An 18,279-nucleotide genomic window follows, 5' to 3' on the forward strand; every position below is an offset into this window, starting at 1 on the left:
GGGTGAATGATATGACCTGTACACCTCATGCAAATTCCTATTATGCGGCGTCTGCCAACACCAAGACGCTGCGCGACAAGTTAAGCGATAACATAGAGACCGACGTCTGTATCATTGGCGCGGGTTATACCGGCCTCTCGTCGGCGATCCATCTGCTGGAGGCGGGCTTTAAGGTGACTGTGCTGGAGGCGGCCAGAGTAGGCTTCGGCGCATCCGGACGCAACGGCGGCCAGATAGTCAACAGCTTCAGCCGGGATATCGACACCATAGAAAAGGTTGTGGGCACAGAGCAGGCCAAGTTGTTTGGTCAGATGGCCTTCGAAGGTGGCCGCATTCTCAAGGGGCTGGTGGCTAAATACAACATCCAGTGCGATCTGAAAGATGGCGGTGTGTTTGCGGCGCTGAACAAGAAACAGATGGGCCATCTCGAGGTGCAAAAGGCGCTGTGGGAGAAGCATGGTCATCTGGGGCACTTAGAGCTGCTGGATGAGCAGGGCATTCGCGGCGTGGTGGATACCGAGCGCTACGTGGGCGGCATGTTAGACAAGAGCGGCGGCCATATTCACCCGCTAAATCTGGCGCTGGGTGAGGCCGATGCTGTGGAGTCCTTAGGGGGACAGATCTTCGAAGACTCGGCGGTGATCCGCGTCGATCAGGGCGACAGCCCTGTGGTGCACACCCAGGAAGGTTCGGTGAAGTGTAAGTTCGTTATCGTGGCCGGTAACGCCTACCTCAAGGGCTTATTGCCCGAGCTACAGGCCAAGTCTATGCCCTGTGGCACTCAGGTGATCACCACAGAGCCGCTTGGTGAAGAGCTGGCGCACTCGTTGCTGCCGCAAGACTATTGCGTCGAAGACTGTAACTATCTGCTGGATTATTTCAGGCTGTCTGGTGACAAGCGTCTCATCTATGGTGGCGGTGTGGTCTACGGCGCCCGGGATCCTGCCAACATCGAGGCGATCATTCGCCCCAAGATGCTGGCGACCTTCCCGCAGCTCAAGGATGTGAAGATAGATTATACCTGGACGGGCAACTTCCTGTTGACCCTGTCACGCCTACCACAGGTCGGGCGTATCGGCGGTAATATCTATTACTCTCAGGGCTGTAGCGGTCATGGCGTGACCTATACGCACCTGGCGGGGCAGATACTGGCGGAGACCATCAATGGCCAGGCGAAACGCTTCGATGCCTTTGCTCAGCTACCTCACTACCCCTTCCCGGGCGGTCACCTGTTGCAGGTGCCTTTCTCGGCCATAGGTGCCTGGTACTACACGATGCGTGACAAGCTGGGTGTCTAGCCAAGTTATTGCCATTAAAAAAGCCCGCGCGATGCGGGCTTTATTGTGCCTATGAATCAGGCTGGTATAGCGAGCTTACTGCTTCTCATACCAATCACAGTAAATATGTGATCAGAAATAGCGCAGGAAAAGCGCTTGAGAACAAAGCAGGATTTTTAGATAAGTAGTTATTCTACAATTAAAAATACTAATGCAGTTATCGAGCGTTTTAACAAGCTAGAATGATTAATCATTTATTACGATTGGTATTACTGGTCATGTTCCACAGCACGCTCTGGTCGCTGCCCATGATGGTGGTGGGCATCTGGCCATTCCATTGCTGGGCGCGTACATAATCCACCAGAGTCTGCGATTCTCTCAGTGCCTCGGCTTTCTTCTTGATGGCTTCGGCCTCGGCGATACCCTTTAAGCGAATGGCTTCAGCCTCGGCGATAGCCTCAGTTTGAATCGCATAGGCCTTACCGTCGGCGGTGGCCTTGGCGGCGTCACGCTTGGCGTTGGCCGTGTTTACCTCTCGCTGGGCCTCCAGATTCTGTCTTTCAAGACGATGCTTCTCGGCGGCCGCCAGGTTTTTCTCTGTCTGCTTGGTCTCGATAGACTGGATATACTTCTGCGGCAGGCCGAGGTTTTCCAGCTGCGCCGAGTCGAGCTTGACCGGGTATTCCTTCATCTCCTCGACAAGAAAATCTTCGATCTGGGCGATCACCCGGCTGCGGTTTTGGATGATCTCCTCGGCCTTATAGCGCGCAAGGGCATCCTTGGCGGCCGATCTGAGTTTTGGATCCAGAATACGAGACTCGAACTGGCTCAGGCCACCATAGCTCTTGAACAGATCGAAGGCCTGGTCACGATTGACGGTCCAGTTGATCGACACCTCGGCGGTGACCGGCATCTGCTCGTGGGTCGAGGCATTGAGCTTCTCGACGTTCTTGCGAGTACGTATTTCTAAGATCTCTACCTTATCGACAAAAGGGATCTTGATGTGCAGGCCTGGGTTGACCTGCTCTGTTGCTTGACCGAAACGCTTGATGATGCCCACATGTCCCTCGTCAACCGTGTACATGGTCTGGCTGAATAGAATCAGGGCGAAAAGTAAGCCGGCGACCAAGACAATGGCGCCTTTGCCTTTGCTCTTTATGGTCGATAGGTTGGCGATATCCTTGGGTAGTGTTGTCATGCTCTCTCCTTCGTGACGGTATCTCTAGGCCTCAATTGTACGCATGAGTAACGAGTGTTACACACAGGTTAAGGCGCTGAGGATGTTACGTTATTTCCCCTTAGAGTCAAGGGAAGAGGAGAAAGGGAACAAGAAAGGAGGGTTAGCGAATAAAGCGTTGATCAAATTCTGTTAGGGGGAGTGGCTTGCTGAACATATAGCCCTGGCCCTGTTCACACTCAAGTGAGACCAGTTTTTGCAGCTGCTCGGCATCTTCTATGCCTTCGGCGATCAGTTTGAGCTTGAGGGATTTGCCCAAATGGATCACCGCCTTGACGATATCCAGGCTCTGCTCATCTCCCATCATATCCTTCACGAAAGATTGATCGATTTTTAAGGTATTTACCGGGAAGAACTTGAGGTAGCTGAGACTCGAATAGCCTGTGCCGAAATCATCGATGGCGATGCTCAGCCCAAGTGAGGAGAGGGTGTTGAGTACATTGAGCGCCTCATCGAAATCATACATGAGGGAGCTTTCCGTCACCTCAAGTTCCAGGAAACTGCTGTCGAGCCCAGTGAGTTCAAGCACCTTGGCCACAGAGTCACAAAAGTCAGGGTTGTTAAACTGCTTGGCGGCGATATTGACTGCTATCTGCAGTGGTTTGCCTTTATCCTGCCATGCCTTAGCAGCCATGCAGCTCTGCTTTAAGATGATCTCTCCCAGTTGATGGATCAGGCCCGTCTCTTCCGCAAGGGGGATGAAATCCAGGGGGGAGATCAGCTTGCCGTTGGGATCGTAAAGTCTGGCGAGGGCCTCGGCGCCGATAATCTGTTTGGTTTTTAGATCTACCTTAGGCTGGTAGTAGACCTCAATGGCCTCTGTATCGATGGCGTTTCGTAGCAGGGTGACCAGTTCGTGACGTTTAACCAGTTCCTGCTCCAGATCTTCAGAAAAATAGCAGAAGCGGTTACGGCCCAGGTCCTTGGCGCGATACATGGCGGCATCCACATGGGTCATCAGCTCCTCGGGCCTGAGGGCGTCCGAGGGGTAGATGCTTATGCCGACGCTGACCGACAGGGTATATTCCTGACCATCGATACGAAAAGGCGTGTTGAGGCTTCTCACTATATCCGTAGCGATAGAGTCAACCTGGCTGGTGGCGCTCAGAGAGGGGAGCAGCAGGATGAATTCGTCACCGCCAATGCGCCCCAGGGTGGCGCTGGGATCGATGAGGGACTGTAATCGTTTCGAAACCTGCTTGATCACCTGATCCCCATAACTGTGACCTAAAGAGTCGTTGAGGTATTTGAAGTGGTCTATGTCGATCAACATTAGGGCGACGCTTGTGTCGTAGGAGTCGGCCACGGAGCAGGCATGATTGATTCTGTCATGTAACAGGATGCGGTTAGGGAGATCTGTGAGTTGATCATGATTCGCCAGATGGCTCATCTTTAGCGACATGGCCACGGACTCGCTGCAGTCATGGAACACCATGATGCCACCAATGACCTCGCCCTCACTGTCGGTAATGGGCGCCGCCGAATCTTCTATCTGAAATATGGTGCCATCTAAGCTGGTGAGCAGACAGTTGAGCGCCATGGCGACGTTGCGCTTCTCGTTGATGGCGATGGTGACCGGATTGGGGCTACGGTATTTTGTCTTGGCATCGCAAAGATCCATTACCTGCTCGATATGCAGGCCGATAGCGTCACGGCTTACCCAGCCGGTAAGGCGTTCGGCGATAGGGTTCATAAAGGTGATCTTCGCCTTACTGTCGGTGGCGATGACAGCGTCGCCTATGGTATTGAGCATGATCTTCAGGCGGCGATTCTCCATATCCAGCTGGCTCTTGGCCTGCTTGATGGAGGTGATATCCGTCAGGGTCAGCAGCAAGCCTGCGATACGGCCCTCGTGCTTTCTTATGGTGAGATGGGCCTGGGCATACTCGATCTTGTCTGGCTTATTTTCCAGGGAAATCTCAAATTGATGCTTGAGTTTGTTGCTGGCGATGCGCGTCAATACCTCTTCATACAGTGCCTTGGGTAATAGGCTCGAGGCCGGTTTGCCCAGCGCGTCCTGGGGGATAGTGCCGAACCACTTGCCGTTGTAGTCGTTATGGAAACGGTTGAGCAGATCCTTGGACCAATAGGAGATGTATGAGGGGATCTGATTGACCAGGGCCTGCATGTCCTGGCGTGCCTCTATGATGGTCTGCTCCTGACGCTTGAGAAGCAGGTGGTTCTTGACACGCAGACGGCAGGTGGTGAGATCTATGGGTTTGTGGATGAAGTCTATCCCACCTGAGCTGAGGGACTTATATTCGAAGCTGCTCTCGCTATGGGCGGTGACGAAGATCACCGCGCTGTTGCAGGTCTTGGGGTTGTTTTTCAGGCGCTTGCACATCTCGAAGCCATTCATTTGTGGCATCTCGATATCCAGCAATATGATGGCGGGTTGATGCAGTTCTGCCTTGTCCAGCGCGTCCTGGCCGCCTGTGCTACAGATGATCTCGGCCAGATCGGTAAGGGACTGTTCCAGTAGATGTAGATTCGCGCTTTCATCGTCGACAACTAATATTTTTTGCCGAGCCTCTACATCGTTGCCGAAAAGCATAAAAGAATTCCTTTTCAAATCTGCCGCCTACATTTAGCTTAGCCGACTATAATCAGTTTGCTTAGGGATTTTTAATGCTAAGCGGTGAAATTGCGTTTGATTACAACTTTTGAGTTAGTAACAGTCGTGAGATGGCCATAACTTCCGATAGAGTACTGCGCAGTGCGTCGCTTATGCTTAAAGAGTATTGTTTTAATAACAGTGTGTTACTGAGGTTGGATATTAAAAGGAGTTAAAGTCCATGGTGCGACAGATTTCACGCTTATCTTCTCTCTTTGGCGGACGTTCATTGCTGCTAATCGCCTCAATGTTAGTGCTGGCGGTGGCATTGATCATCGTCGCCAGTTTCGAGTCTCAATTAAACCAGAATATCGTCGACAGTCTGCGCGCCGATCTTGAGGCTCAAAGCGAGCAGGTCAATAACCAGGCTCAGCACAGACTCAACTCTTACTTTAATAACTTACGTTTTCTGTTTGAGACGCCACCCATCTCAGGCTTGTCGCGGGCGAAAAACAATCAGGGAATCGATCCCGTGGATGAGACCCGCTACGAGCAGTGGCGTCATCGTCTCGAAACCATTTTTGTCGCGTTTCTTCAGAACAATAGTGAGTATGAACAGCTACGCATACTAAGTGCCGATGGCATGGAGTTGATTCGGGTTGACCGGCGCGGTGGCTCGGTGCAGGTGGTTGAAGATATCAACTTACAGGACAAGCAGGGGCGAGACTACTTTCAAGCCAGCAAAGCGTTGCAACAGGGGGAGATCTATACCTCACCCATCAACCTGAACCGCGAGTTTGGCAAGATTGATTATCCATACCGTCCCATGCTCCGCCTGGCGACACCGATTTTCGATGACGGTGGTGGCCGATTTGGCCTGCTGATCGTCAACATCAATGCCAGTGAACTGCTTGCCTCCTTTAAACGTTTAGTGCCAGATCCTATCGACCTGGTGTTGACCGATGGTGAAGGCTATTTTCTGGTGCATCCCGATGAGGAGATGCGCTATAGCCGAGATCTGCAGCCCGAGTTGGTGTGGGATAAACACTATCAAGTGAGTAAGACCCTTAAACGCAATTTTGAGCTGGTGCTGGATAGCTATCATGACAATAGACCTTATTATGCCTATAGGCGAACAATTACACTGTCAAACGAAGCACAGAGTGGTCGGCTTACCGTCACTTTGATGGCTCCCAAACAATATGTTCAGGAGATGGCGGTATCGCGTCGCATAAGTGTCTACACCTTTATGTTGGCCATTGGCGGACTGTTTCTATTTGTGGTCATTATCCTGGGGCGCAGTGCCCGCAATAGTCAGGCGCTCGCCAAGGAAAAGGCGCAATCTGCGGCCATCATAGATGGCTCCAAAGATGCCATCATAGGGGTGGACACCAGTGGGGTGGTTAATAATTGGAACCGCGCCGCCGAGTTGTTGTTTGGCTATGACGCCGATTATGCCAAGGGGCACTTTATTAGCGAGCTGGCGCTGCTGCCCGAGGTCAATCTGGCCGAGTTGGTGAGCAAGGCTAATCAGGGCAATAAGACGCTTAACCTCGAGGCGGTTCTGCCGATGAACGAGGGACGTAGTGCGGATCTCTCTGTGTCGGTTTCCCCCATCTTAGGAGAAAATAAACTTGCCTTAGGCGTGGCCGTCATCATGCGTGATGTCTCCATCGAGAAGCAGGCGGCTAAGAAGATCCAATTGGTCAACACCGAGTTAGAGAAGAAGGTGGCCGTCAGGACTCAGGAGCTGCAAAAGGCCAGCTATGTGAAGAGCACCTTCATTTCCAACATCAGCCATGAGATGCGCACACCGTTAAACGGTATCGTAGGCACTCTGAATCTGGTTCGTAAGGAGTCACTGAGCGAGCGACAGGAGCGTTATCTGGAGATGGCCGAGGTGAGCGTAAATGCCCTGTCGGCGCTGATCAATGATGTGCTTGATCTCTCTAAGATAGAGGCGGGAAAGTTAGATCTGGACATCAGTACCTTCAGCCCGCTCAACCTGGTTGAGAGTGTCTGCAGCAGCATGGCGGTGAAGGCGCAGGAGAAGGGGGTCGAGTTTGTCATCGATGTGGTCGATCTTCGTTGCCAGAGCATAGAGAGCGACGCCCATCGACTCACCCAGATCCTTACTAACCTGGTGAACAATGCTATCAAGTTTACCGAGCAGGGATATATCAAGGTGAGGGCCTATAGTCGTCTGCGAGAGACGGGAGAGCTCGAGTTTACCTGTCAGGTGTCTGATACCGGCATAGGCATTGCTGAGGAGAACCAGGCCAAGCTCTTTACCGCCTTTTCCCAGGCGACCTCTAGTATTGCGGGGCAATATGGCGGCACAGGTTTAGGGCTTTCGATCTGTAAGGAACTCAGTGAGCTATTAAACGGTAAGATGAGTTTTGAGTCTCATCAGGAGCAGGGGAGCAGCTTCACCTTCACCATGGTGTTGCATCAGGGCCAGTTTAAGTTGATGGCGCCCGAGGCGCTGCTTCATGAAATGACCTGTAGTGTCTTGCTGGTCAACGAGGCGCAGCAGGCCTGTGTCGAGGGGGCTGTCGCTCGCCTAGGTGGTAAGTTACTGCCTGGCGCGCCTATTCGTGACTGGCTTAATCAGGATGCCCCTGTTCCAGAGGTGCTTCCTCATGTGTTGATTGTCGAGCAGCGTCACTCACTGCTTACGGATCTCGATAGCCTTTGGCCGACGCTGGCGGCGACCCATAAACGCTTGCCTAGGGTGCTGGCATTTCAAAAGAGTGCCGACGGTAATAAGTCACTGCAGAATATCGAGCTTGAATATTTGAACAACCCGCTGCTGTTTTCCGAATTTATGCACAAGTTCGGCGCACAGAAATCTGCCACAGGTGTTGAATCGAGCAAGAGTAAACGTGCACTGGCGATCAGCGACGAGGAGGCTCTCTGTGTCAAAGGCGCACGTGTGCTGGTGGTCGATGATAACGAGATCAACATAGAGGTTGCTCAGGGCATCTTGTCGGAACTGTCGCTGGAGTTTGTCAGAGCCACCAATGGGCAGGAGGCACTAGCCAGGCTGAGGGAATGCGAGCAAGAAGGACTGACGGTGCAGGTTATCCTGATGGATTGTCAGATGCCGATACTCAATGGCTATGATTGTACCCGGGCGATCCGTGCTGGGGAGGCGGGAGAGGCGTTTGTCGATACGCCAATTATCGCCATGACGGCCAGCGCCCTGATGGGCGAGCGTGATAAGTGTATCGAGGCGGGCATGAATGACTATATCACCAAGCCTATCCTGGCTGAGCGTCTGCAGGAGAAGGTGGTCGACTGGTTAGTGTCGGTCTGTGAGAAAGCCGATCAGGAGGTCATGCTGGAATCCCAGCCCCATGAGGAGATCCAGGTTAACGATGAAGATTATGTCTGGAATCGCAAGCTGGCTCTGAGTCGGCTGATGGACAATGAGGTTTTGTTTGCCGAGATCTGTCAGATGTATCATGAGACGACGCCTGGGCAACTCAGGGAGCTTGAAGATGCGATAGCTGCCGAGGATTTTGAGAAGGTTCGCCAGCTTAGTCATGGGCTCAAGGGGCTCTCCAGTAGCTTAGGCGCTATACAATTGCAGGAGCAGTTTCTGAGCCTGGAAATGGAGGCTAAGATGAAAAACTGTGACAAGTTGAATCTACTCTTCGGGGTGATTAAGCCTTGCTATGAGAAGTTGATGGAACGCCTGCAGGAGACGCTCGAAAACCAGGATGAGGTACAAAATGCCTCAGCCCAAACTTAACGCATAAATTTTAACGATTAAAGGTCGATAGGTAGTTAATGGAACAGAATAACGAATTGTCTCCATTAGTTTTTTCTCGTAAGGGGAGAATACTGATCGTCGATGATATGCAGGTCAATATCATCATTCTCAGGCAGCTATTGAGCAAGGAGTATGAGATCGCTTCGGCCCTGAGTGGCCAGGAGGCTCTTGCCCTGTGCGATAGCTTTAAGCCGGATCTGTTGTTGCTAGATATCGAGATGCCGGGGATGTCGGGTTTTGAGGTCTGTCGGCAACTGAAATCTCAACCTGATACTCAGGAGATTGCAGTGATCTTTGTCTCGGCACATCATGACGAAGAGCAGCAGGTGAGTGGCTTTGAGTTGGGAGCGGTAGATTTTATCCATAAACCGCTCAATGCGGTGATCGCCCAGGCGAGGGTTAAGAACCAGATGCAGCTGAAACGTCAGTCGGATCTCTTGCGCTTTATGTTGCAGCAGGAGGCCAGACGCAAGGTGCCGAGTTAGTCTTGGGCATGGTAAGCCTTAGGGGGAGGCGATACAGATAACAAAAAAGCCTGCAAGATGCAGGCTTTTTTGTTTGAATTGGTGGCCCCTCACAGACTTGAACTGTGGACCTAACGATTATGAGTCGTGTGCTCTAACCAACTGAGCTAAGGGGCCGACTTAAGATAGTCGTCACTATCGAAAGCGCAAAGAAGTATACGAGGTTTAAAAGCGCTTGTCACCACCGATTTGGCAAGAATTCTGAACTTTGAATTCAACTGCTTATCTGTTGTGCAATCGGCTTGTTAGGCGGAGACAAAAATAGAAAAGCCAGCACTATGGCTGGCTTTTCGGCACTGTTTTAGCTGTCTGTCTTAGCTGCTTTTAGCGAGTCTATTCATCCAGGAAAGATTTCAAGATCTCTGAGCGAGACGGGTGACGTAGCTTACGCAGTGCCTTGGCTTCGATCTGACGGATACGCTCACGGGTTACGTCAAACTGCTTGCCCACTTCCTCTAGGGTGTGGTCTGTGTTCATATCGATACCGAAACGCATACGCAGTACCTTGGCTTCACGTGCGGTCAGGCCGGCAAGTACTTCGTGAGTGGCGTTCTTCAGGCTCTCGCCGGTCGCGCTGTCTAATGGCAACTCGAGGGTTGTATCCTCGATGAAATCACCTAAATGCGAATCTTCATCATCGCCGATAGGGGTTTCCATTGAGATAGGCTCTTTAGCAATCTTGAGTACCTTGCGGATCTTGTCTTCCGGCATCAACATGCGCTCGGCCAGCTCTTCCGGTGACGGCTCGCGTCCCATCTCTTGTAGCATCTGACGGCTGATACGGTTGAGCTTGTTGATGGTCTCAATCATATGTACCGGGATACGGATGGTTCTCGCCTGGTCGGCAATCGAACGCGTGATCGCCTGACGGATCCACCAGGTCGCATAGGTCGAGAACTTGTAACCACGACGGTATTCAAACTTGTCTACCGCCTTCATCAGGCCGATGTTACCTTCCTGGATCAGATCCAGGAACTGTAGGCCACGGTTGGTGTATTTCTTGGCGATAGAAATTACCAGACGCAGGTTAGCCTCAACCATCTCTTTCTTGGCGCGGCGAGCCTTGGCTTCACCGATAGACATGCGACGGTTGATATCCTTGATGGCGGCAATGGCCAGGCCGGTTTCATTCTCGATGGCATCGAGCTTGGCACGGCAGCGTTGCACGTCTTCGGCAACCATCTCCAGCCCTTCGGCATAAGGTTTCTTGGCGGCAATCTCTTCGTTGAACCATTCGATGCTGCTTTCGTTAGAGGTATAGACCTTAACGAAGTTCTTCTTCGGCATCTTGGCCTGTTCGACACACAGCTTCATGATGAGGCGCTCTTGAATACGCACCTTGTCCATCATTTCACGCATGTTCTTCACCAGACGGTCAAACTGCTTAGGTACCAGACGGAACTCTTTGAAGATCTCGCCAATTTCGAACAGGGCAGCTGTCGATTCAGGGTGTTCACGACCCTTAATTTCGATGATCTTTAAGGCTTTTTCGTGTGCTTCACGCAGCTGTGTAAAACGCTCGCGCGCTTCTTCCGGATCTGGGCCTTTTGGCGAATCGTCTTCATCGCCGTCATCATCCTCGTCATCGCCCTCATCATCTTCGTCGTCGAGATCGTCGTCCGACAATTCAGAGCCGATGTGAGTCGCCGTTGGCGCCACGTCTTCGGCATTGGGGTCAACAAATCCAGAGATAATGTCCGATAGTCTGACTTCTTCAGCTTCGTAGCGGTCGTACTGCTCAAGGATCATGGCGATCGCTTGAGGGTATTCGGCTACAGACGCCTGAACCGTGTTGATCCCTTCTTCGATACGCTTGGCGATAACGATTTCGCCTTCGCGGGTCAGAAGTTCTACCGTACCCATCTCGCGCATGTACATACGCACGGGATCTGTGGTACGACCCAGTTCAGCTTCAACCGTAGCCAGTGCTGCGGCAGCTTCTTCGGCAGCATCTTCATCGGTGCTGTCTTCAGACATCATGATCTCATCGGCATCCGGCGCCTGCTCATAGACGCGAATACCCATGTCATTAATCATCTGGATAATATCTTCGATCTGATCAGAATCGACCATATCTGCAGGCAAGTGATCATTCACTTCTGCATAGGTTAAATAACCTTGCTCTTTACCTTTGGCAAGCAACAATTTGAGTTGCGACTGCGGAGTCTGCTCCATAGATATCATCCAAGTTGGGTAACTGTTACAACGACGGGCAATGTGTGCCGCGCAAATCGTCAATTATAGCCGTGTGCACTGTGCTGTGCTAGTCCAAGTGTTTACTTTATGAGACAAATTTTGCTCTAAGCTTGCCCTTGGATCACTGCAATGAGCTTTTTAAGTTGCATCCGCTCTTCTTTAGTATGGTGCTGTTTTAAGCTCAATTCCTGATAACGTTGTTCAATATATTGATTGTTCAACCAAATCAGGGCTTTTTTGAACTCTTGCTGAAGGTTTTCATCCGCCACTTGATGCTCCCATTGGGCTAATTTTTTCAGGGTGTCTAATTGTTGATCACCCCTGAACTGTTCAAGTAGTTGTGCGCTGTTGACCTTCTCGGCGCGAGTTCTGTCGAGTAAGAGGCTGAGCAAATCTATGCCAGCCATCTTGATATGTTTTAGCGCAGGCTGCACCGGTAGGTTATTGCCAAGGTGCGGATGCTGTACCAACAGGGCGATGGCCAATCGCAATGGGGTACCGCGTCCCTTAAGCGCTTTGTTTTGCAGAGGCTTATTTGCGTCAATGCGTTTAAAGCCGAGTTTACGTTGCAATTCTTCTGCACTGTTCATGCCGAGCTTGTAGGCTAGATTCTCCAGCAATAGGCTCTGCAGAACTGTGTCTTGTACTTTCTCTATCAGGCCCATGGCTTGTTTCGCCAGGGTGCCTTTGTCCGTGCCATAGCGGTTGGCTAAGGTATCGAACAGAAATTCCGGTAGTAGCTTGGCCTCGGCAATCAGCTGCTCGAAGGCTGGTTTGCCTATCTGGCGCACCAGAGAATCGGGATCTTCCCCCTGGGGCAAGAACATAAACTTCACCTGGTCGCCGGGCTTGAGCAGGGGCAGGGCAGTTTCCAACGCCCGCCAGGCCGCCTCGTTACCCGCCTTGTCGCCGTCGTAACAGCAGATCACCTCTTTGGCGCTGCGCAGCAATAGCTGGAACTGATCCGCCGTGGTCGAGGTGCCTAGGGAGGCGACGGCATAGTCGACGCCAAACTGAGCCAGGGCCACCACGTCCATATAGCCTTCGACAATCAGGATCTGATTGGGATCCCTGTGTCTCTGTTTGAGTTCATACAGGCCGTAGAGTTCATAGCCCTTATGAAATATGGGCGTTTCCGGCGAATTCAAGTATTTCGGTGTACCGTCACCCAAGACTCTACCGCCAAAGCCAATGACCCGTCCGCGACGATCGCGGATAGGGAACATGAGGCGGTCGCGAAACCTGTCGTAACGCTTGCCGCTGTCGTTCTCGATCACCATGCCCGCGGTGAGTAACTTGTCCTGGGCATCCTGGTTTTGGCGATAACGTCCCAGCAGACCATCCCAGCCATCGGGTGCGAAGCCGATGTTGAAGTGTTCGATCACCTCATCGGACAGTCCTCGGTGAGCGAGATAGTCGATCACCTTCTGCTTATCCGTGTGCTGTTTCAGTTGGTTCTGAAAGTAGCGGCTAGCCTCTTCCATCAACTGGTAGAGGTCACGGCTTAGCCCCTCGTCGCGACGTTTGCCCGTGCCTTGCTCTCTGGGCACTTCCAGACCTAAGCGGCCGGCGAGCTCTTCGATGGCATCTACAAAGTCTAGCCTGTCATATTCCATGACGAAATCGATGGCATTGCCGTGAGCGCCACAGCCGAAGCAGTGATAAAACTGTTTGTCTCTGCTGACGGTAAAGGAGGGAGACTTTTCGCTATGGAAGGGACAACAGGCAGAATGATTTTTGCCCGCCTTCTTCAGGGGGACCTTGGCGTCGATGAGATCGACAATATCGGTGCGAGCTACAAGCTCATTAATAAACTCACGAGGTATCGCCATTGCTGTATAAATGCCGCCTTTTCGCGAAATTAAACCGAAAGAGTAGAAACAAACAAGCCGTGCGTAGGCACGGCTCATTCATACATCGAACTTAAGGTTACTTGAGTTTTGCCTTGATCAGAGCGCCAATTGACGCCATGTCGGCTCGCCCTTGTACCTTAGGTTTCAATGCTCCCATTACTTTGCCCATATCCGCCATGGATGATGCTCCTACCGCTTGGATAGTAGCATCTACTAGCTCGGCAACTTCTTCTTCAGAAAGAGGCTTAGGCAGGAAAGTCTCGAGGACTCGAATCTCTCCGGCTTCTGCTTCTGCTAGCTCGTTGCGACCCGCCGCTTCATATTGAGCGATAGAGTCGCGACGTTGTTTAACCATTTTGGTTAAGACAGCTATGGCTTGATCATCATTTAGCGTCTCGCGGTTATCCACCTCGATCTGCTTGATGGCAGCCAGTGCCATACGAATTGTTCCCAGACGCACCTTATCTTTGGCGCGCATGGCTTCCTTCATCTGGTCTTTTAGCTGATCAACTAGGCTCATAAGAGATTAGTATAAACGTACGCGACGCGCGTTTTCGCGAGAAAGCTTCTTAGCAAGACGCTTAACTGCAGCAGCTTTAGCGCGCTTACGTGCAGTAGTTGGCTTCTCGTAGAATTCACGAGCACGAACGTCGGCTAAGATACCAGCTTTTTCACAAGAGCGCTTGAAACGACGTAGAGCTACGTCAAATGGTTCATTCTCACGTACTTTAATAATTGGCATACGCCATCACCCCTTAGGTGTAGTTTGTATTGAGTTAATTTCTTAACCCAAGTTAATTTAAAAATGGTGCGGAATTCTATACCGACTGTCGACCTTTTGTAAACCCCTTATGGCGATCCTTTCGGGATCCTTTATCGGAGCAACATCCTTAAGTTTAGCATTTCCTTGTGTCCCTATCATGACCGACCAGGTGAAGGTGCCTAGTGCATGCCGCATGGCATCTGGGCTTGGCCTTTATAAGTGGGTGAATCGACAGGGGCGCGCAATCCATTGGTATTTCCGCGGGCAAGCAGGTAAAATTGGCCGCCACTTTATTTAGCTTGATGAGGAAAAATGCGAGTTTTAGGTATAGAGACATCTTGTGATGAGACAGGTATCGCCGTCTATGATGACGAAAAAGGCCTGTTATCTCATGCACTTTACAGTCAAGTGAAACTGCACGCCGACTACGGCGGCGTAGTGCCTGAGCTCGCATCGCGCGACCATGTGCGCAAGATCATCCCGCTCATCAGGCAGGCCCTGAAAGAGGCAGGTTCGACCCAGGATGATATCGACGCCATCGCCTATACCAAGGGGCCAGGTTTGGTGGGCGCGCTCTTAGTGGGCGCCTGTGTGGGGCGCTCGCTGGCCTTTGCCTGGGGAAAACCTGCCGTAGGCGTACATCATATGGAAGGCCATCTGCTGGCGCCTATGCTCGAAGAGGATGTGCCCGAATTCCCCTTTCTGGCGCTACTAGTTTCTGGCGGCCACTCTATGATGGTGGCAGTAGAAGGCATAGGTCGTTATCAGGTGCTGGGTGAATCTGTGGATGATGCTGCCGGTGAAGCCTTCGACAAGACGGCTAAGCTGATGGGGCTGGATTACCCAGGTGGCCCAAGACTGGCTAAGCTGGCCGCCCAAGGTGAGCCAAACTGCTACCGCTTTCCGCGTCCGATGACGGACCGTCCAGGCTTGGATTTTAGCTTCTCTGGCCTGAAGACCTTTGCGGCCAACACCATTGCCGATGAGCCGGATGATGAGCAGACCCGTGCCAACATCGCTCGCGCCTTCGAAGAAGCCGTGGTCGACACCCTGGCCATCAAGTGTAAACGCGCCCTGAAACAGACAGGCTATAATCGTTTGGTGATCGCCGGCGGTGTGAGTGCCAACAGTCGTTTGCGTGAGAGTCTGGCGGAGATGATGCAGGGACTCGGCGGCAGGGTCTATTACCCCAGAGGAGAGTTTTGTACCGACAACGGCGCCATGATCGCCTATGCCGGCATGCAGCGCCTCAAGGCCGATCAGCTTGAGCCGCTTTCCGTTAAGGGGATGCCACGTTGGCCGCTGGACTCGCTTCCGCCTGTGTAATCTAATGCCTTTATTCTTGCCTTAAAGCCCTTCGAGAGAAGGGCTTTTTGTTGCGCCTTGCTTGGAGTCTGTGAGGTCTGATTGAGCAAGAGGTATGTTCTAGAGGTCGAAGCGGAACAAGGAGGGAGAAGGGGGAGGCGTTCTGCCGCTTAGCTGCCGTCGGTGCGCTTCTTACGTGAGACCTTAGACTCTTCGCCCTTAAGCAGGCGATGAATGTTTTCCTTGTGACGTATGATGATCAGCAAGGAGAGCATGGCCACCGGCACAGTAAAGCGCTCGTCGAAATACCAGGTATAGGCCGGGGCGAGTAGGGCCGTGACTATGGCGGCGAGTGAAGAGTAGCGACAAATCAACACCATAACAATCCAGGTGGCGATCAGCGCCAGTGACAGGTCGGCACCGATAGGCGCCATGGCGCCAAAGGCGGTAGCGACGCCCTTGCCGCCCTTAAACTTAAAGAAGATGGGGAAGATATGGCCCAGACAGGCGGCGATGGCGATCACCCCCAATGAGACGGCGTCGACGCCGAGACGGAAGGCGACATAGGCGGGTAGCGCGCCCTTTAGCATGTCGAACAGCAACACCATGGCGGCGGCGCTGGCACCACCTATGCGCAGCACATTGGTTGCCCCTGGATTACCTGAGCCTTGGCTACGAGGATCCGGTAATCCTCTGAGTCGACAAACTAGCACGGCACTGGATATCGAACCCGCAAGGTAAGCGGTCAATATCATCGCTAGAGTCAGCAGCGTTAAGCTCAAATTGGTTTCCTTATCCTTCTTAAGGTATTATCCCGCCCTAGTTATTGAGGCGGCTGATTAAACCTTGTATTTTACGCACTGGTTGATTGGCCATGTAATGATAACGGGCGATTTGGCATCCGTTTTCTAATCCCTGATTCGTTGTCATTACAGTCGCTTATCCTACTTGGGTTTTCGGCTGCACGAAAGGGCTAATCACAGATTATCTGTGTGATCCGAGGCATTATAACCATATTGGTCGTTGTAGCTTATTAGACCTCTTTTATTACCTAATTTTTTGCCTATCGGGAGGCATCATGGACAAGGTACTTATTTCACAGCTTAAAGTCGAAACCGTGATCGGTATTTATGAGTGGGAAAAGCAGATCCATCAAAACCTGTTAATCGATCTTGAGATGGCCTGGGACAACAGCCTGGCGGCAGCCAATGACGACTACCAACAAGCCCTGTGTTACGAAACCGTCTCTAACCGGCTCACGGCCCTGATCACCGAGAAGCCGATAGAACTCATCGAAACGGTGGCGCAGATGTGTACCGATTGCGTGATGGATGAATTTAATGTGCCTTGGGTAAAGGTTAGGGTGATGAAGCCCGGCGCCGTCCCCAGTGCCCAGGCGGTGGGTGTCGAGATTGAGCGAGGTCATCTGTAACCTTATGGCACGCATCTTCATCAGTATTGGCAGTAATATTCACCCAGAGGGCTACTTCAATGCCGCCCTCAAGGCCTTAAGTGCGCATTTCGATAACCTGTGTCTCTCCAGTGTGTTTGAGAGTGAGGCGGTCGGTTTCGACGGCAGCAATTTTCTCAACATGGTGGTTGCCGCCGATACCGAGTTAGGCATCGCCGAGGTGGTGGCCTTGTTCAAGCAGATAGAGTCAGACAATGGTCGTTTGCCGGGTGCGAAGAAGTTTAGTCCCCGCACGCTGGACCTGGATCTGCTGCTCTATGATGACCTAGTCACAGACTCCCCAATCCCGCTGCCGCGCGCCGAGATCACCACCAACGCCTTTGTGCTCTGGCCGCTGGCGGAGATCGCCCCCGAGCGGGTACACCCGGTGGCGCAGCTTTCCTACCAGACCCTGTGGGACAATTATGATAAGTCGCAGCAGAAGCTGTGGCCTGTCGAATTTCAATGGTCTTATTAATTTTTCTTACCCGACCCAAATCTTAAAGGATAATCATGGATATTTTTCAGGTAATTGTTTTGGCCCTGATCCAAGGCCTGACTGAGTTTTTACCTATCTCAAGCTCCGCGCATCTCATCTTACCCGCTCAGTTGCTCGACTGGCAGGACCAGGGGCTGACCTTCGACGTGGCGGTGAATACCGGATCCTTGTTGGCCGTGGTGATCTATTTTCGCCGCGAGCTCTTCTCCATGTTTACCGCCTGGACCGGCAGCCTGGTGACGCGTAAGCAGACCCAGGAGAGCAAGCTGGCCTGGTGGATCATCCTGGCGACCATTCCTGCGGTGATCTTTGGCTTTACCGCCAAAGACTTTATCTCGACGCATCTGAGAAACATCGAGGTGATCGCTACTACGACCATCGTCTTCGGTCTATTGCTATGGTGGGCAGATAAGTTAAACCGTGAAGGCTTTAGTGAGTTTCAGGTAGGCTGGAAGAAGGCCCTGCTTATCGGTTTTGCACAGGCGATGGCGCTGATCCCCGGCACCTCACGATCGGGCGCGACCATTACCGCGGCCTTGGCGCTGGGGTTGAGCCGCGAGGCGGCGGCGCGTTTCTCTTTCTTGATGTCTGTACCTGTGAGTCTGGGCGCGGCTATCTTAGTGGTGAAAGACTTGCTATCCAGCCAGGAGGCGATCGATTATCAGGCGCTGGTACTGGGCACGGCGCTGTCATTTGTGGCCGCCTATCTCTGTATTCATTACTTCTTGAAGATCATCAGTCGCATGGGGATGACGCCGTTTGTTATCTATCGTCTCGTCTTAGGGGCTATCCTGTGTGTGGTGATTTTTGCCTAATGGTCGATAAGTCAATCTTACTTAAGAG

14 protein-coding genes and 1 tRNA gene are annotated in these 18,279 nt (G+C 52.1%); 7 read left to right on the plus strand and 8 right to left on the minus strand.

Translation table 11 applies throughout. The annotated features are described in order from the left end of the window. Positions 1-11 precede the first annotated feature (11 nt). Positions 12-1,298 (plus strand): FAD-binding oxidoreductase, encoded by a 1,287-nt coding sequence (locus tag L1D43_RS02320; protein ID WP_239849801.1) that lies wholly within the window; start codon positions 12-14, stop codon positions 1,296-1,298. 229 nt (positions 1,299-1,527) lie between these two features. Here L1D43_RS02320 and L1D43_RS02325 read toward each other — a convergent pair whose 3' ends face one another. Together L1D43_RS02325 and L1D43_RS02330 are read right to left on the minus strand one after the other, a co-directional pair. Next, positions 1,528-2,475, minus strand: a complete 948-nt coding sequence (locus L1D43_RS02325; RefSeq protein ID WP_239849802.1) for an SPFH domain-containing protein — start codon at positions 2,473-2,475, stop codon at positions 1,528-1,530. 142 nt (positions 2,476-2,617) lie between these two features. Further along, positions 2,618-5,068, minus strand: coding sequence for an EAL domain-containing protein (locus tag L1D43_RS02330; protein WP_239849803.1), 2,451 nt, complete (start codon positions 5,066-5,068; stop codon positions 2,618-2,620). A gap of 241 nt (positions 5,069-5,309) precedes the next feature. Here L1D43_RS02330 and L1D43_RS02335 point away from each other — a divergent pair, with 241 nt between their 5' ends. Beyond that, positions 5,310-8,825 (plus strand): ATP-binding protein, encoded by a 3,516-nt coding sequence (locus tag L1D43_RS02335; protein WP_239849804.1) that lies wholly within the window; start codon positions 5,310-5,312, stop codon positions 8,823-8,825. Positions 8,826-8,863: 38 nt separating this feature from the next. Further along, positions 8,864-9,331 (plus strand): response regulator, encoded by a 468-nt coding sequence (locus tag L1D43_RS02340; RefSeq protein ID WP_239849805.1) that lies wholly within the window; start codon positions 8,864-8,866, stop codon positions 9,329-9,331. Positions 9,332-9,410: 79 nt separating this feature from the next. Here the strand turns inward: L1D43_RS02340 and L1D43_RS02345 are convergent. The 5 genes from L1D43_RS02345 to rpsU form a co-directional block, all read right to left on the minus strand. Further along, positions 9,411-9,487 (minus strand) — tRNA-Ile (locus L1D43_RS02345). Positions 9,488-9,703: 216 nt separating this feature from the next. Then, complete coding sequence (rpoD, locus tag L1D43_RS02350) at positions 9,704-11,545, minus strand: RNA polymerase sigma factor RpoD (protein WP_152619144.1); 1,842 nt, start codon at positions 11,543-11,545, stop codon at positions 9,704-9,706. A 125-nt stretch (positions 11,546-11,670) separates the two neighbouring features. Then, positions 11,671-13,398, minus strand: a complete 1,728-nt coding sequence (gene dnaG / locus L1D43_RS02355; RefSeq protein ID WP_239849806.1) for a DNA primase — start codon at positions 13,396-13,398, stop codon at positions 11,671-11,673. Between the two features lie 97 nt (positions 13,399-13,495). Next, positions 13,496-13,939, minus strand: a complete 444-nt coding sequence (locus tag L1D43_RS02360) for a GatB/YqeY domain-containing protein (RefSeq protein ID WP_041510297.1) — start codon at positions 13,937-13,939, stop codon at positions 13,496-13,498. Positions 13,940-13,945: 6 nt separating this feature from the next. After that, positions 13,946-14,161, minus strand: coding sequence for a 30S ribosomal protein S21 (gene rpsU / locus L1D43_RS02365; protein WP_006080725.1), 216 nt, complete (start codon positions 14,159-14,161; stop codon positions 13,946-13,948). 333 nt (positions 14,162-14,494) lie between these two features. Here rpsU and tsaD point away from each other — a divergent pair, with 333 nt between their 5' ends. Beyond that, the gene (tsaD, locus tag L1D43_RS02370) at positions 14,495-15,508 is read left to right on the plus strand and encodes a tRNA (adenosine(37)-N6)-threonylcarbamoyltransferase complex transferase subunit TsaD (protein ID WP_239849807.1); all 1,014 of its coding nucleotides are present in this window, start codon (positions 14,495-14,497) and stop codon (positions 15,506-15,508) included. A 149-nt stretch (positions 15,509-15,657) separates the two neighbouring features. Here the strand turns inward: tsaD and plsY are convergent, their stop codons facing one another. After that, entirely contained in the window at positions 15,658-16,269 is a 612-nt protein-coding gene (gene plsY, locus L1D43_RS02375) for a glycerol-3-phosphate 1-O-acyltransferase PlsY (RefSeq protein WP_239849808.1), read from the minus strand. A gap of 296 nt (positions 16,270-16,565) precedes the next feature. Here plsY and folB point away from each other — a divergent pair, with 296 nt between their 5' ends. The 3 genes from folB to L1D43_RS02390 are packed head-to-tail and all read left to right on the plus strand — an operon-like array spanning position 16,566 to position 18,251. Further along, positions 16,566-16,919, plus strand: coding sequence for a dihydroneopterin aldolase (gene folB, locus L1D43_RS02380; RefSeq protein WP_239849809.1), 354 nt, complete (start codon positions 16,566-16,568; stop codon positions 16,917-16,919). Between the two features lie 4 nt (positions 16,920-16,923). Further along, on the plus strand, positions 16,924-17,415 hold the full coding sequence (gene folK, locus L1D43_RS02385) for a 2-amino-4-hydroxy-6-hydroxymethyldihydropteridine diphosphokinase (protein WP_239851020.1): 492 nt from the start codon (positions 16,924-16,926) through the stop codon (positions 17,413-17,415). Between the two features lie 35 nt (positions 17,416-17,450). Beyond that, positions 17,451-18,251: an undecaprenyl-diphosphate phosphatase gene (locus tag L1D43_RS02390; protein WP_239849810.1), complete on the plus strand. Its 801-nt coding sequence runs from the start codon at positions 17,451-17,453 to the stop codon at positions 18,249-18,251. Positions 18,252-18,279 lie beyond the last annotated feature (28 nt).

The sequence above is a fragment of the Shewanella sp. Isolate8 genome, from assembly GCF_022398495.1.
In the GTDB taxonomy this organism is placed as follows: domain Bacteria; phylum Pseudomonadota; class Gammaproteobacteria; order Enterobacterales; family Shewanellaceae; genus Shewanella; species Shewanella aquimarina.